Origin of the sequence: Rhizobium sp. CB3171 (genome assembly GCF_029714265.1) — a bacterium.
GTDB lineage: Bacteria > Pseudomonadota > Alphaproteobacteria > Rhizobiales > Rhizobiaceae > Rhizobium.
The window spans coordinates 1771075-1783277 of the sequence record NZ_CP121652.1; the positions used below are offsets into that span (position 1 = coordinate 1771075).

Annotated in this window: 12 protein-coding genes and 1 pseudogene; 6 read left to right on the forward strand and 7 right to left on the reverse strand. The window is 59.9% G+C overall.

Features of this window, described 5'->3' with window-relative positions:
• Nucleotides 1-4: 4 nt before the first annotated feature.
• The 3 genes from QA648_RS08695 to QA648_RS08705 all read right to left on the reverse strand — a co-directional run bounded on the left by QA648_RS08695 (nt 5) and on the right by QA648_RS08705 (nt 2518).
• Entirely contained in the window at nt 5-1267 is a 1263-nt protein-coding gene (locus QA648_RS08695; protein ID WP_283050902.1) for an NAD(P)/FAD-dependent oxidoreductase, read from the reverse strand.
• A gap of 109 nt (nt 1268-1376) precedes the next feature.
• Entirely contained in the window at nt 1377-1937 is a 561-nt protein-coding gene (locus QA648_RS08700) for a PH domain-containing protein (RefSeq protein ID WP_283050903.1), read from the reverse strand.
• Nucleotides 1938-2053: 116 nt separating this feature from the next.
• Entirely contained in the window at nt 2054-2518 is a 465-nt protein-coding gene (locus QA648_RS08705) for an Lrp/AsnC family transcriptional regulator (protein WP_104823492.1), read from the reverse strand.
• Between the two features lie 160 nt (nt 2519-2678).
• Here QA648_RS08705 and QA648_RS08710 point away from each other — a divergent pair, with 160 nt between their 5' ends.
• The 4 genes from QA648_RS08710 (at nt 2679) to QA648_RS08725 (ending at nt 6371) form a co-directional block, all read left to right on the forward strand.
• The gene (locus QA648_RS08710; RefSeq protein ID WP_104823493.1) at nt 2679-3398 is read left to right on the forward strand and encodes an aspartate/glutamate racemase family protein; all 720 of its coding nucleotides are present in this window, start codon (nt 2679-2681) and stop codon (nt 3396-3398) included.
• Nucleotides 3399-3472: 74 nt separating this feature from the next.
• Nucleotides 3473-4402 carry a MarR family winged helix-turn-helix transcriptional regulator gene (locus tag QA648_RS08715; protein ID WP_283050905.1) on the forward strand — a complete coding sequence of 310 codons (930 nt, stop codon included), beginning with the start codon at nt 3473-3475 and terminating at the stop codon, nt 4400-4402.
• An 80-nt stretch (nt 4403-4482) separates the two neighbouring features.
• The gene (locus tag QA648_RS08720; RefSeq protein WP_283050906.1) at nt 4483-5100 is read left to right on the forward strand and encodes a TetR/AcrR family transcriptional regulator; all 618 of its coding nucleotides are present in this window, start codon (nt 4483-4485) and stop codon (nt 5098-5100) included.
• A gap of 56 nt (nt 5101-5156) precedes the next feature.
• The gene (locus tag QA648_RS08725) at nt 5157-6371 is read left to right on the forward strand and encodes an MFS transporter (RefSeq protein ID WP_283050907.1); all 1215 of its coding nucleotides are present in this window, start codon (nt 5157-5159) and stop codon (nt 6369-6371) included.
• Here QA648_RS08725 and QA648_RS08730 read toward each other — a convergent pair whose 3' ends face one another.
• Both QA648_RS08730 and QA648_RS08735 read right to left on the reverse strand, forming a co-directional pair.
• Nucleotides 6372-7619 (reverse strand): NAD(P)/FAD-dependent oxidoreductase, encoded by a 1248-nt coding sequence (locus QA648_RS08730; RefSeq protein WP_283050909.1) that lies wholly within the window; start codon nt 7617-7619, stop codon nt 6372-6374.
• 9 nt (nt 7620-7628) lie between these two features.
• Nucleotides 7629-8045 carry a helix-turn-helix domain-containing protein gene (locus QA648_RS08735; protein WP_104823498.1) on the reverse strand — a complete coding sequence of 139 codons (417 nt, stop codon included), beginning with the start codon at nt 8043-8045 and terminating at the stop codon, nt 7629-7631.
• Nucleotides 8046-8187: 142 nt separating this feature from the next.
• Here QA648_RS08735 and QA648_RS08740 point away from each other — a divergent pair, with 142 nt between their 5' ends.
• Nucleotides 8188-9075, forward strand: a complete 888-nt coding sequence (locus QA648_RS08740) for an SDR family oxidoreductase (protein WP_283050911.1) — start codon at nt 8188-8190, stop codon at nt 9073-9075.
• 215 nt (nt 9076-9290) lie between these two features.
• Here the strand turns inward: QA648_RS08740 and QA648_RS08745 are convergent, their stop codons facing one another.
• On the reverse strand, nt 9291-10043 hold the full coding sequence (locus QA648_RS08745) for a pyridoxine 5'-phosphate synthase (protein WP_283050913.1): 753 nt from the start codon (nt 10041-10043) through the stop codon (nt 9291-9293).
• Nucleotides 10044-10465: 422 nt separating this feature from the next.
• Between QA648_RS08745 and QA648_RS08750 the strand changes: the two are divergent.
• Nucleotides 10466-10936: pseudogene (locus QA648_RS08750) on the forward strand (MerR family transcriptional regulator); the annotation flags it as partial.
• Nucleotides 10937-11022: 86 nt separating this feature from the next.
• Here the strand turns inward: QA648_RS08750 and QA648_RS08755 are convergent.
• Entirely contained in the window at nt 11023-12150 is a 1128-nt protein-coding gene (locus QA648_RS08755; RefSeq protein WP_104823501.1) for an ATP-dependent RecD-like DNA helicase, read from the reverse strand.
• Between the last annotated feature and the right edge of the window lie 53 nt (nt 12151-12203).

Sequence of the window (12203 nt, forward strand, 5' to 3'; positions counted from 1 at the left end):
TTCTTTAATCTTCGCGCATGGTTTCCCTTTGCGTGATCAGCCGGGCGCTGTGCTGGCGGCTGATATAGATCCACAGCCAGCTCCAGGCGACCGCAATGCGCCAGCGCACGCCGATCAGGAAGTAGATGTGGGCAAGGCCCCAGACCCACCAGGCGATCCATCCCCTGAGCTTGATCCAGCCGAAATCGATGATCGCAGCACTTTTGCCGATCGTCGCGAGACTTCCCTGATGATGATAGTGAAATGGCCCTGGTGCCGGCTGGCCCGATAACTTGGCCCGTATCATCTTGGCGACGTAAGAGCCCTGCTGCTTGGCGGCCGGCGCGATGCCCGGCACGGGACTGCCATCCCCGCGCATGACCGCCGCCGTGTCGCCGATGACAAAGATATCCGCCTCGCCAGACGCTCTCAGTTCCTTGTCAACCACGACGCGGCCGGCGCGGTCGGCCGAAACGGCGAGCCATTTCGCCGCCGGCGAAGCCTGCACGCCAGCGGCCCAGACGATCGTCCGGCTCGGCACGAAGGTCTCCCCGATCGTGACACCCTCCGCGGTGCACGATGTAACGGGTTTTCCCGTGCGAACTTCGACGCCCGACTTTTCCAGCGCCTTGTGGGCATAAGAAGACAGCCCCTCGTCAAAACTTGGGAGAACGCGCGGCCCGGCTTCGACAAGAATGATCCTGGCCTTGGTGGTGTCTATGTTGCGGAATTCCTTCGGGAGTGTCGTTCTGGCCAGCTCGGCAATAATGCCGGCAAGCTCGACGCCGGTCGGCCCGGCGCCGACGATGGTAAAAGTCAGCAAAGCGTCGCAGACGGCGGGATCGGTTTCCAGCTCCGCCTGCTCGAAGGCCAAAAGAACGCGGCGGCGGATCGTCGTCGCATCCTCCAGCGTCTTAAGGCCCGGCGCCACCGGTTCCCATTCGTCATGCCCGAAATAGGCATGCGTCGCACCCGTCGCCAGCACAAGCGTATCATAGGCGATCGTGGTGCCACCCTTCAGCGTCACCTCATGTGCCTGGCTGTCGACGCCGACGACCTCCGCCAGCAATGTCGTCACTTCCGGCCGATCGCGGAAAAAGCTTCGGATTGGCCAGGCGATCTCGGACGTGGCGAGCAACGTAGTGGCGACTTGATAGAGCAGCGGCTGGAACAGATGATGGTTGCGCCGGTCGATCAGCGTGATCCGGACCGGAGCTCCCTTGAGATCGTTGACGAGCTGCAAGCCGCCAAATCCACCCCCGACGACGACAACGTGATGATCCTGCATGACGACACCCCGCACCCTGTTTTGTCTTCGCAAGCGTAGGGTTGAGGATGATGGCCAGCAACCGTCTTTTACGCATGGCACCCCTGCATCTGCCACCTTGCCATAGCGGCTAAGATGCTTTCGCCGATTGCGCGCGCAAGATCAGATTGAATACGTCGCGGACGTCCTTGACACCGAGAAATTGTGGAACGTTGGAAAGCGCTGGAGTCCAGGCACCCATACCGCCGAAACGGCCATAGCCGACTTGGGTATCGGTTCCGAAGCTGATCGTCCCTGTTCCATCACCGCGCTGATCCAGATCCAGAGCCGGCAACCGTTCCAGCGATACGGTAAGAATCTTGGAAAACCAGCCGTCGCGTAAAATTATGATGCGCTGGTCACTGACCGCATACTGTGTCCTTGCGCGAACGAACGCATCGACCGCAAAACGACCAACGATAAGATAGAGACCGATCAATACGAAAGGCACGCCCCATAACCTGAAAACGACTGGCGCATTGATCTGGCGTATCACCGAACTTTCCCAGAAGATCGCAAAGCCGCCCCACAACAACGAAAAAGGCACTTGCAGTAGATCTTTCTTATTAAACATGAGCCCTTGCTTCGGCTGGCCCAGCCACAATAATTTTTCACCAGGCAGGAAGTAGTTTTGAATGTCAGAATTGCGCATGGCATATTGCCCCTAAAGCGATAATTGCGACAGCGACTCTACAACTTAAAAACTGGTGATTTTCATGACAGCTTTGCTGAGGTGATATGCAGAATCAGCACGCGACCGTAGTGAGCTCAATGTGCATAGCCGACGGGGATGGATGTGCCGCTTTTCAACTCCTCCATGGAAATGGAGGCCGAGACATCGAAGAGCTCGATCTTGCGTACGAGCATCTTGTAGATGACATCATAGTGCTCGACACGCGGCAGCACGATTTTCAGGATGTAGTCGTGATTGCCGGTCAGCCGGTGCGCCTCGACAATCTCCGGAATGTCGCTGATCGCCTTGCGAAAGGTCTCGATCCATTCGTCGGCATGATGTGCGGTCTTGATCAGCGCGTAGAGCGTGGTGGGCACACCCATCTTCTCGCGGTCGAGCACGACAATACGTCTGGCGATGTGGCCACTCTCCTCCAGCCGCTGAATGCGACGGGAACAGGCGGAGACCGACAGCGCCACGCGGTCGGCAAGATCGGTCACCGAAATGCCGGCATCGGTCTGCAAAAGATCGAGAATCTTTCTGTCTCGCCCGTCGAGCATATGCAACGATCTCCCTAATGGCGCTGTAATTTTGCGCATAATATCATTCTTGCGCAAAATCTTGCAGTGAAGATCGCATAGACGACAAAGATTGCAAACACGAGGCGCGTGAAATGTCTCAATATTCTGCTATTCACATTCGAGAACGGAGAGCGGCAGTATGCGCACTATCGGCCTGATCGGCGGCATGAGTTTCGAGAGTTCGGCAGTTTATTATCGTCTTATCAATGAGATGGTTCGCGACAGACTGGGCGGCCTCGCCTCTGCCGAGGTGCTGATGTATTCCGTCAATTTCGAAGAGATCGTCGCCATGCAGAAGGCCGGGCGTTGGGACGATGCCGCTGCCCGTCTCGGGGATGCCGCGCTTCGCCTGCAGATCGCCGGTGCCGAATGCGTGTTGATCTGCACCAACACCATGCATCTGATCGCCCCGGAAGTTGCCGCGCGTATCTCGATCCCCCTGATCCATATCATCGACGAGACCGCTGCCACGCTGAAGGCCGCCGGCCGCGTTAAGCCGCTACTGCTTGCCACGCGCTACACGATGGAACACGGCTTCTATGCCGACCGCATGGCCCGCAATGGCGTTTCCGTCATGGTCCCCGGCGCTGAAGATCGCACCACGACCCACGACATCATCTTCAATGAACTCTGCGCCGGCGTCGTCAAGGACGAGTCGCGCCGGAAGCTGATGGCCATCATCGAGCGCGCCAAAGCCGAAGGCGCCGATAGCGTCATTCTTGGCTGCACCGAGATCTGCCTGATCCTGGATCCGAACGCGCTTACTCTGCCGGGCTTCGACACCACGGCGATTCACGCACAGAAAGCTGTCGATTTCGCTGTCGGCAATGAAAAGGCAAGAGCAAGCCAGGCCGCGTAAATCAAGCCAAATTTACTTGACTGAGTCAAATAAATGATGGACATCGTCTCCTATGCTGTAGGGAGACGATGTCCATGCTTGTGACTACGGAACTCGCGACCATCGATGCGGCGCGCGACTTCAATCGCTTCTATACCAGTTTCCTTGGCGTTCTGAACAAAGCCTATCTCGATAGTCCCTACGCGCTGACTGACGTCCGCGTGCTGTTCGAAGTCGGCTCGCGTGGCGGCGTCGCCGCTTCGACACTGACGCGGGATCTGCATCTCGATCCCGCCTATCTCAGCCGCATTCTGAAACGCTTTCGCGAAGACGGCTTGATCGAAACCAAGCCAGATCCGGACGATCTGCGCAGCCAGATCATTACAGTCACCGACAAGGGACAAGCGCAGTTCCACGAGTTTGTCCGCCGCTCCCGCGCCGAGATCGCCGGGCATTTCGATGCGCTGGCCATCGGTGAGCCCGAACGTGTCGTGGACGCGATGCGAACGATCCAGACCGTCCTCAACTCAAGTGCCAATGTCACGCCTCCCGCCGTCATCCGCACTCACCGCGCCGGCGATATCGGCTGGATCGTCCAGAGCCAGGCCCGCTTCTATTGCGAGGAATTCGGCTGGGATCTGCGTTTCGAAGGCCTGATCGCCGAGGTCGCCGGAAAATTCCTCTCCAACTTCAATCCGCAGAAGGACCAATGCTGGATCGTCGAGCGGGGCGGACTGAATATCGGTTCCGTCATGGTCGCCGATGGCGGCGACGGTATCGCAAAGCTCCGGCTGCTCTATGTCGACAAGACGGCACGAGGCCTCGGCCTCGGCAAGCTGCTGGTCGGTGAATGCATCCGTTTTGCCCGCAACGCCGGCTATCGTCAGCTTTCGCTCTGGACAAACGACATCCTCGATACTGCCCGAGCCATCTATATCCAGGCTGGATTCCGACTCGTCTCGGAAGAAAAACACCGCATGTTCGGCCCCGAATTGAACGGCCAGACATGGGTGCTGGACCTCTAATCAAATAACGCGCCATCACGATTATGTTGCGCCGCAAAATTCCGCTTGATTTGGAAACGATCATTTCCTAAACAGTCTGCATGACGACAGACACACAAGACTTCTCCCCGAAGCTTCGCGGTCGCCCGCGGGAATTCAATATGGACGCAGCGCTCGACGAGGCACTGCGGGTCTTTTCCGAGCGCGGCTACTATGCCGCCTCGATTAGCGAACTGACCGAAGCCATGGGGCTGACCGCGGGCAGCGTCTACAAGGCGTTCGGCGACAAGCGGGGCGTGTTCCTGGCCGCTTTCGATCGCTATCGCCGTATGCGCCAGCAACTGATCGATGAGGCTCTTGCGAAGGGCCCGAACGCATATGAGAAACTGCGTATTTTGGTGGCGTTCTTCGCCGAAGCTTCGTGCGGTGAGATCGGCCGCAGAGGCTGTCTCGTGGTCGGCAGCGCGACCGAGCTTGCGCTTTTCGACAAGGAGGTCGCCAGCCGTGTCAGCGTGGCTTTCGATTTCGACGAGCGGCGCATTCGCGACCTCGTCCTTCTGGGTCAGGCGGATGGATCCGTGGCAAAGCATATCGACCCTGAAAGCACCGCCTGCGCCTTGCTTGCCCTAACGAAAGGCATGCGCGTGATCGGAAAGACCGGCCGCAAAACCGAACATATGCTCGCCGTCGCCGAGACGGCCATGAAACTGCTGAACTGATTTTTTCACACGAATTTTCGGGGAGCACGCTCCCTCGCACGCATCGAGGATAAAACATGCCCGCAACTTCCGCTGCCAGACGGGAGAGCACACCGCTCCCCGAGAAGACCATTTCACCGCTGTTGACATTCATGTTCGCTGCCGCCTGCGGGCTGGTGGCCGCCAATCTCTATTACGGCCAGCCGCTGGCCGGTCCGATCAGCCAGGCGCTGGGATTCACGCCGGCGGCAACCGGTTTGATCGTGACACTAACGCAGATCGGTTACGGCCTCGGCCTGCTGCTGATCGTGCCGCTCGGCGATCTCCTGGAAAACCGCAGGCTGGTACTGACGCTGATCGGTCTTTCGGCTATAGCGCTCGTCGGCGCCGCCTTTGCGTGGTCGCCGTCGCTCTTCCTGCTCGCCTCGCTTTGCATCGGCCTCGCCTCCGTCGCTGTCCAGGTGCTGGTGCCTTTCGCCGCCCATATGGCGCCGGATGCCAGCCGCGGCGCGGTTGTGGGCAATGTCATGAGTGGCCTGCTTTGCGGCATCATGCTCGCCCGGCCCGCGGCAAGCTTCCTGTCGGAACTCTTCTCCTGGCATGCGGTCTATATCCTCTCCGCCGGCGTCATGATCGGACTTGCCGTCATCCTTCGCGTCGTCCTGCCGACCCGTGTTCCGCATACCAAGCTGCATTACGGCCAACTGCTTTCTTCAATGGGCCATCTCGCGCTGCATACGCCGGTGCTACAGCGCCGCGCGCTCTATCAGGCCTGCATGTTCGGCGCCTTCAGCCTGTTCTGGACGACGACGCCGCTGCTGCTTGCAAGCCCTGCCTTCGGCCTGACGCAGAACGGTATTGCGCTCTTCGCGCTGGCTGGAGCTGCGGGCGCGGTCGCTTCGCCGATTGCCGGCCGTGTCGCTGATCGCGGCTGGACAAAGCTTGCCACCACCTTCGCGCTGGTGCTCGCCATCATCGCCCTCCTCATTGGTCACGCGTCCGGCAGCGGTTCACTGCTGGCGCTGGCGACATTGACGCTCTCCGGCATCCTGCTCGATTTCGGCGTACAGACCAATCTTGTGCTCGGCCAGCGCGCCATCTTTGCGCTGAGCGCCGAACATCGCAGCCGCCTGAACGGTCTCTACATGGCGACATTCTTTGCCGGCGGCGCCCTCGGCTCGGCGATCGGCGGCTGGGCCTATGCCACCGGCGGCTGGAACCTCGCCTCTTGGATCGGCGTCTGCTTCCCGGTCGTGGCGCTGCTCATTTTCCTGACCGAGCGGCAGAAATGATCAAGACGGCTGCGGAACGATGGTCCGCAGCCAGTCGCATTCGCTGAGGCCAGCAGCGGCAAATGGGTCGATCAAGGTGCCGGAGACAATAGACGCCAAGATCTGCGGCCCCGGCGGTACCCTGGCGATCATGGCAACCAGTCGATCCCGGATCCAGGCGAGCGCTGCCGAATCCGACTGGTAGAACGGCGTAAACGCAAGCGACAGCAACTGGAACAGCCGCACATGCATCCGCCGCGCTTTGGCGTATGCGGCAAGCGCCGCGCCGATATCCTCGTTGCCCGCCAATGCATGCGCAAGCGCCGCTACATCCAGCAACGCCATATTGGCGCCCTGCCCGAGTTGCGGACTGGTCGAATGGGCGGAGTCACCGACGAAGACCGTGCGACCGCTATAGGGAATGGCCACGGTTCGATGGGTGTAACGCGCCAGCGTCAACTGTTCCCAATCGATAATTTGATCAAGCAACGGCTGGCATTCCGGCCAATAGCCGCGGATAGCCGACTTCCAGCGCTCGAGCCCCTGCCGGCGCACCTCGTCGGCATCCGCTATCTTCAAGCTCCAGAACAACGCCGCCTGCTTCGGCAGATCCGGCTTACGCTGTCCGATCGGCAACACGCCGATCATCACTTTCGCCTGGTCGTAGCGCTGCGTCAGCGCCCTCTCATCCACCAATCCATCGGGACAATCCAGCATCGCCCAGAAGGCGCCATAGACGAGATTGCGCACCCATGGTGCGACCGGGCAGGCAGCGACCAACTCAGAACGCGCGCCGCTCGCGTCGACGACAAGATCATACGGCCCCAACCGCTCTCCGCCCTCAGTAATGAGATAGCTGTGACTGCCCTCTTCCAGCACGCCAGTTACCCGCCGTCCGGTGAGGACAAGGTGTCGCCGCGCAGAGACTTCGTCATAGAGCGTGTCGAACAGCGCGGCGCGATGAACCGCCAGCCCATAGCGCCCGCCAGCCAGCGTGTCATAGCGCACATCAAGAACGATGCAGCCACGTTTCGCCTCGGTGCCGAACAGCCGATCGATGCGATTGCCGGCGGCGTGAATGGCAGGACCGAGGCCGAGCGATTCCAGCACGGTCAGGCCGGTTGGCTGCAGCATCAGCGCGGATCCGACCGGCGAAGGACTATCGAACCGCTCGATAATTTCCGTCGTATGACCGGCACGTGATAGAAACAGGGCAGCCGCAAGGCCCGCAGGTCCGGCACCGACGATCGCAATTTTCAGGGATTTCACTGGCCGCGCTCAGTCCTGCGATTGATCGAAACGGACGCGTGCAGCGCGCACAGCATCATGGTTGGCCTCGGCCCAATTCAAGAGTTGCGCCAAAGGCACATACAGCGAGCGGCCGAGATCGGTCATGCGATATTCGACACTCGGCGGCTTGGTCGGAAACACTTCGCGGCCGATATAGCCATCGCGCTGCAGGTCCCGCAGCGTCTGGGTCAACATGCGCTGTGAAATATCCGGCACCATGCGCCGCAGCTCGCCGAAACGATACGGCCGCTGCGCCAACGCTTCCAGCAGCAACACCGACCACTTGCCGCCGATCTGCGAGATCAGGTCCCGCACCGGGCAATTCGTAAAATCGAGTTTGCTGACATCGAAGACACGCAGCGGTTCCTCTGTGCTGCGCAAGTTGACGACGGTGCTGGCGCTCATATCGGGCTGGTTCCCTTTTGGTAACGTAGGGCTGAAAAACTGCCTCCTTTACAGCCCGAAGTCAATTCCTATTCTAGTGCTAGTCTCTTTTTGAGAGCGGAAAACCTCTGCAAGTCCGCGGCGGTCAAACAAGGAAAAACATATGAGCAGCACTCTTCTCGTCACCGGCGCCGCGGGTCAGCTTGGTCAGCGCGTCATTCATCACCTGCTGGAGACATACAGGGTTGCGCCCAGCCGCATCATTGCCGCCACGCGCAGCCCGGAGAAGCTTGCCGACCTCGCCGCCAAGGGCGTCGTCACCCGCAAGGCCGATTTTGATGATGCCGCCAGCCTGTCCGCCGCCTTTGCCGGCGTCGACCGCCTGCTTATCATCAGCACCGACTCGCTCGCCGTTCCCGGTCAGCGCCTGAAGCAGCATACGGCTGCCGTTGAAGCCGCGAAGGCCGCTGGCGTGAAGCACATTCTCTACACCTCCATGCCGGCCCCGGAAGGTTCGCTCGTCAGCTTCGCGCCCGACCACCTCGGCACGGAAAACGCCATCAAGGCAAGCGGCATCGGCTACACGATCCTGCGCGACGCCTGGTATTTCGACAACTATCTGATGGGTCTGCCGCATAGCCTCGAAACCGGCAAGTGGTACACCGCGACCGGCGGCGGCCGCGTCAGCAACATCAGCCGCGAAGATTGCGCGCTCGCCATCGCCGCCGCCTTGGCTTCTGATGCGACGGAAAATGCTACCTACACTCTGACGGGCTCGACCGCCGTCACCATCGATGAGATTGCAAGCGTCGTCAGCAGGATCACCGACCGTCCGCTGGAAGTCGTACAGGTCAACGACGAACAACTCGCCGCTGGCCTCAACGGCGCCGGCCTGCCGAAATTCGTGGTCGACATGCTCGTCTCCTTCGACGCCAACATCCGCGCCGGCAATTTCAACATCCTCACGAACGACTTCAACAAGCTGACTGGCAAGGAGCCGCAGACGCTGCGCAGCTTCGTCGAGGAACACAAGGCCGCGTTGGCGGGCTGAGTTTTGGGGAAGGTCAGGCGAGATTACCTTTGCCGCACCTTCACGCACGGCCCCTCACCCAAGCCCTCTCCCCGCACGCGGGGAGAGGGAGTTTTCGGTGATGTAACCAACGGCTTGCTCCGTCGTCCTTTCTCCCCGCAATGCGGGGAGAAGGCCAGGATGAGGGGCTAGGCAAAAGCACGCGGCAAAGCCGAACGCGCCTGACCAGCCGCTACTCAAACGACCTGCCCACAAGCCCGGCGGAAGCGCCGCACCGTTTTGGCCATGCCATATTCCAGCGCGTCTGCGGTCAGCCCATGGCCGATCGAAGTCTCTGCAAGCTTCGGAATACGCTTAAGCAACGCTGGCAGATTGGCGACCGTCAAATCGTGACCGGCATTGACGTCAAGGCCGTTGGCGAATGCAGCATCAGCCGTCTTGCCAAGCGCTTCGAGAATGACGGCAGCGCGCTCCGGGGCAGCGTAGCAGCCGCCGTAAGGGCCGGTGTAAAGCTCGATGCGGTCGGCACCGACGTCCTTGGCGATCTTCGCCGCGTCGGCATCGCCGTCGCCGTCGGCAAACAGCGAAACGCGGCAGCCGATCTTCTTATATTTGGCGACGACATCGACCAGCAAATCGCGGTTCTTACGGAAATCCCAGCCGTGGTCGGATGTCGCCTGTGAGGGATCGTCGGGTACCAGCGTCACCTGCTCCGGCTCTACGGATGCACAGAGATCGAAGAACTCGTCTGTCGGATAGCCTTCGATATTGAACTCCGCTTCCGGAAATTCATCGTCGATCAGCGCCCGGATTTCGGGCAGATCAGAGAAGCGGATGTGCCGCTGATCGGGCCGCGGATGCACGGTCAGACCGCTGGCGCCGGCGGCAAGCGCGATGCGTCCCAAGCCCGTGACACTTGGCCAGGGAAGATCGCGCCGGTTACGCAGCATCGCGATGGCGTTGAGGTTCACGGAGAGCTTGGCGGGCATGATCGAAATCCATGATTTATAAAGAGGATAATACATCCGTTTTATGCGATTGCACGCCGCAAGACCAACGAGATTCGAACATCGACTCATGCAAAAGATTGATGGTCTTCCCCTCTTTTGCCGTCTCGCCCGTCCGACGATACCCCCTTCGGGCAACTTATAATTTCGCCGAAACCCGATAGCGTCGTTGTATCGGGCGCCTGATTTGATTCGTCCGGGAACGAGGGAGCTCAAGCTCACCCACAGTAAATTTGTCCTTATGAAACCTAAGAATTTTCATCGGCGACATCTGCGTTTGTTAGTCGCGTCATTGTGAAAGCGAGTTGGGCGTAGCTGCGGCCTCCTCCGTCAGACAAAAAAATAGGCACTCAATCGTGGCGTGGGGCGCCGCGACAAAAGGGGATGGAAATATGGAGGTACTCATGTCTGACGGTTCCAAACGTCCGTTTGCTGCCGCCAACCTTGTTTCGCGGGCGCGTGCCAAGTACCGGTTCCTGCCTGAGACCGCACTTCCTTCTGACCTGCCGGAGGGGGCAGTCGCCATTGCCGATATGGCCAGCGCTTTCGGGGTAACACACAGGACGCTGCACTTTTACGAGGAAAAGCGGCTGATCTCAGCCGATCGCCACGGGCTGATGCGCATCTACGGCACCGACGATGTGCTACGCATGGCCGTCATTACAGTCTGCCGCGAAATCGGCATGTCGATCGCCGCAATTCAGGAGATCATGGAAAAGCTCGATGATGCGGAAACATCAGACGATGCCGAGACCATCTTCCGCACGGCCCTCAACCACCGCAAGCGCGAACTCATCATCGAGATGTCCGAATTGAATCGGCAGATGCAGAAAGTCACCGATCTCCTTGATTATGATAGCACTGCAGAGCGCCCTCATTCTCATGGTGGGGACATCTGATAGACCGTTTCAGCATGGGGTTGAGGCCACCTGATCGGCGTCGTAAGGCGAGCAAGTAAACTTCAGCGGACGATCGTCAGCGTCTCGGCGGCACGCGTAATCGCCGTATAAAGCCAGCGCTCGCGCGTATCGCGAAACGCCCAGCTTTCATCGAACAACACCACATTGTTCCACTGCGAACCCTGCGCTTTATGCACGGTCAGCGCATAGCCGTAATCGAATTCGTCATAGCGCTTGCGGGTCGACCAGGGGATTTCGCCCTCGACATCCTCGAAGGCCTGCTTCAGCAGTTTGATCTTCGCGGCACCCCGATCCATGTCGTCATCCTCCGGCCGCACAAGGAGATTGATGCCGGGCTTCGTGGTTTCCCTGGAAGATGTCATCACCTGCCAGAGCGAACCGTTGAGCAGGCCCTTGGCGGGGTCGTTGCGCAGGCAGACCAGCTTGTCCCCGGATTGCGGATATTCGGCCGTAAAACCCTTGAGCTCGCGCAGTCGCTGATTGTACCGCCGGCGGGTCCGGTTGGTGCCCACCAACACCTGATCCGCCTCGAGCACCAGCGGCTGCGTCACTTCATTCTTCGAAATCACCTGCGCGGTGCCGTAATCGCCGTGCATGATCTCCCTGCCCTCGCGCACATGCATGGCGAGTTGGATGATCGGATTGTCACGGGCCTGACGGTGAATGTCCGTCAGAAGATAGTCCGGCTCTTCGTTGGTGAAGAACCCGCCGCCCGAAACCGGCGGCAACTGCCCGGGGTCGCCGAGGACGAGGATCGGCGTGCCGAAACTCATCAGGTCCTTGCCGAGTGCTTCATCCACCATCGAACATTCGTCGACGATGATCAGCGCGGCCTTGGCGACCGGGCTCTGCCGGTTGATGGTGAACATCGGGGCGATCGACGTCTTGCCGGTTTCTTCGTCCTCGACGGCCTCTTCACCGCGCGGGCGATAGATCAGCGAATGGATGGTCTTGGCGTTGCTGGCGCCGCGTGAGCGCAGCACCTGCGCCGCCTTGCCGGTAAAGGCGGCAAACAGGACTTCGCCATCGACATGCTCGGCAAAATGCCGGGCAAGCGTCGTCTTGCCCGTACCGGCATAACCGAACAGGCGAAACAGCGGCGAGCGCCGTTCCTTCAGCCATTTGGCAACGGCCTTGAGCGCTTCGTCTTGTTGTGGTGCGAATTGCATGGGCCGACTTGGCAGGATTCGCCCGGCAGAAGCAAGCAGTAAAAAACCCAGAA

What these genes read in the sequence shown, in the direction of transcription:
- QA648_RS08720 (WP_283050906.1), top strand. Translation starts at nt 4,483, where the DNA reads ATGACGACAGACACACAAGACTTCTCCCCGAAGCTTCGCGGTCGCCCG.
- QA648_RS08755 (WP_104823501.1), bottom strand. Translation starts at nt 12,150, where the DNA reads ATGCAATTCGCACCACAACAAGACGAAGCGCTCAAGGCCGTTGCCAAA.
- QA648_RS08700 (WP_283050903.1), bottom strand. Translation starts at nt 1,937, where the DNA reads ATGCGCAATTCTGACATTCAAAACTACTTCCTGCCTGGTGAAAAATTA.
- QA648_RS08715 (WP_283050905.1), top strand. Translation starts at nt 3,473, where the DNA reads ATGCTTGTGACTACGGAACTCGCGACCATCGATGCGGCGCGCGACTTC.
- QA648_RS08695 (WP_283050902.1), bottom strand. Translation starts at nt 1,267, where the DNA reads ATGCAGGATCATCACGTTGTCGTCGTCGGGGGTGGATTTGGCGGCTTG.
- QA648_RS08725 (WP_283050907.1), top strand. Translation starts at nt 5,157, where the DNA reads ATGCCCGCAACTTCCGCTGCCAGACGGGAGAGCACACCGCTCCCCGAG.
- QA648_RS08735 (WP_104823498.1), bottom strand. Translation starts at nt 8,045, where the DNA reads ATGAGCGCCAGCACCGTCGTCAACTTGCGCAGCACAGAGGAACCGCTG.
- QA648_RS08710 (WP_104823493.1), top strand. Translation starts at nt 2,679, where the DNA reads ATGCGCACTATCGGCCTGATCGGCGGCATGAGTTTCGAGAGTTCGGCA.
- QA648_RS08705 (WP_104823492.1), bottom strand. Translation starts at nt 2,518, where the DNA reads ATGCTCGACGGGCGAGACAGAAAGATTCTCGATCTTTTGCAGACCGAT.
- QA648_RS08740 (WP_283050911.1), top strand. Translation starts at nt 8,188, where the DNA reads ATGAGCAGCACTCTTCTCGTCACCGGCGCCGCGGGTCAGCTTGGTCAG.
- QA648_RS08745 (WP_283050913.1), bottom strand. Translation starts at nt 10,043, where the DNA reads ATGCCCGCCAAGCTCTCCGTGAACCTCAACGCCATCGCGATGCTGCGT.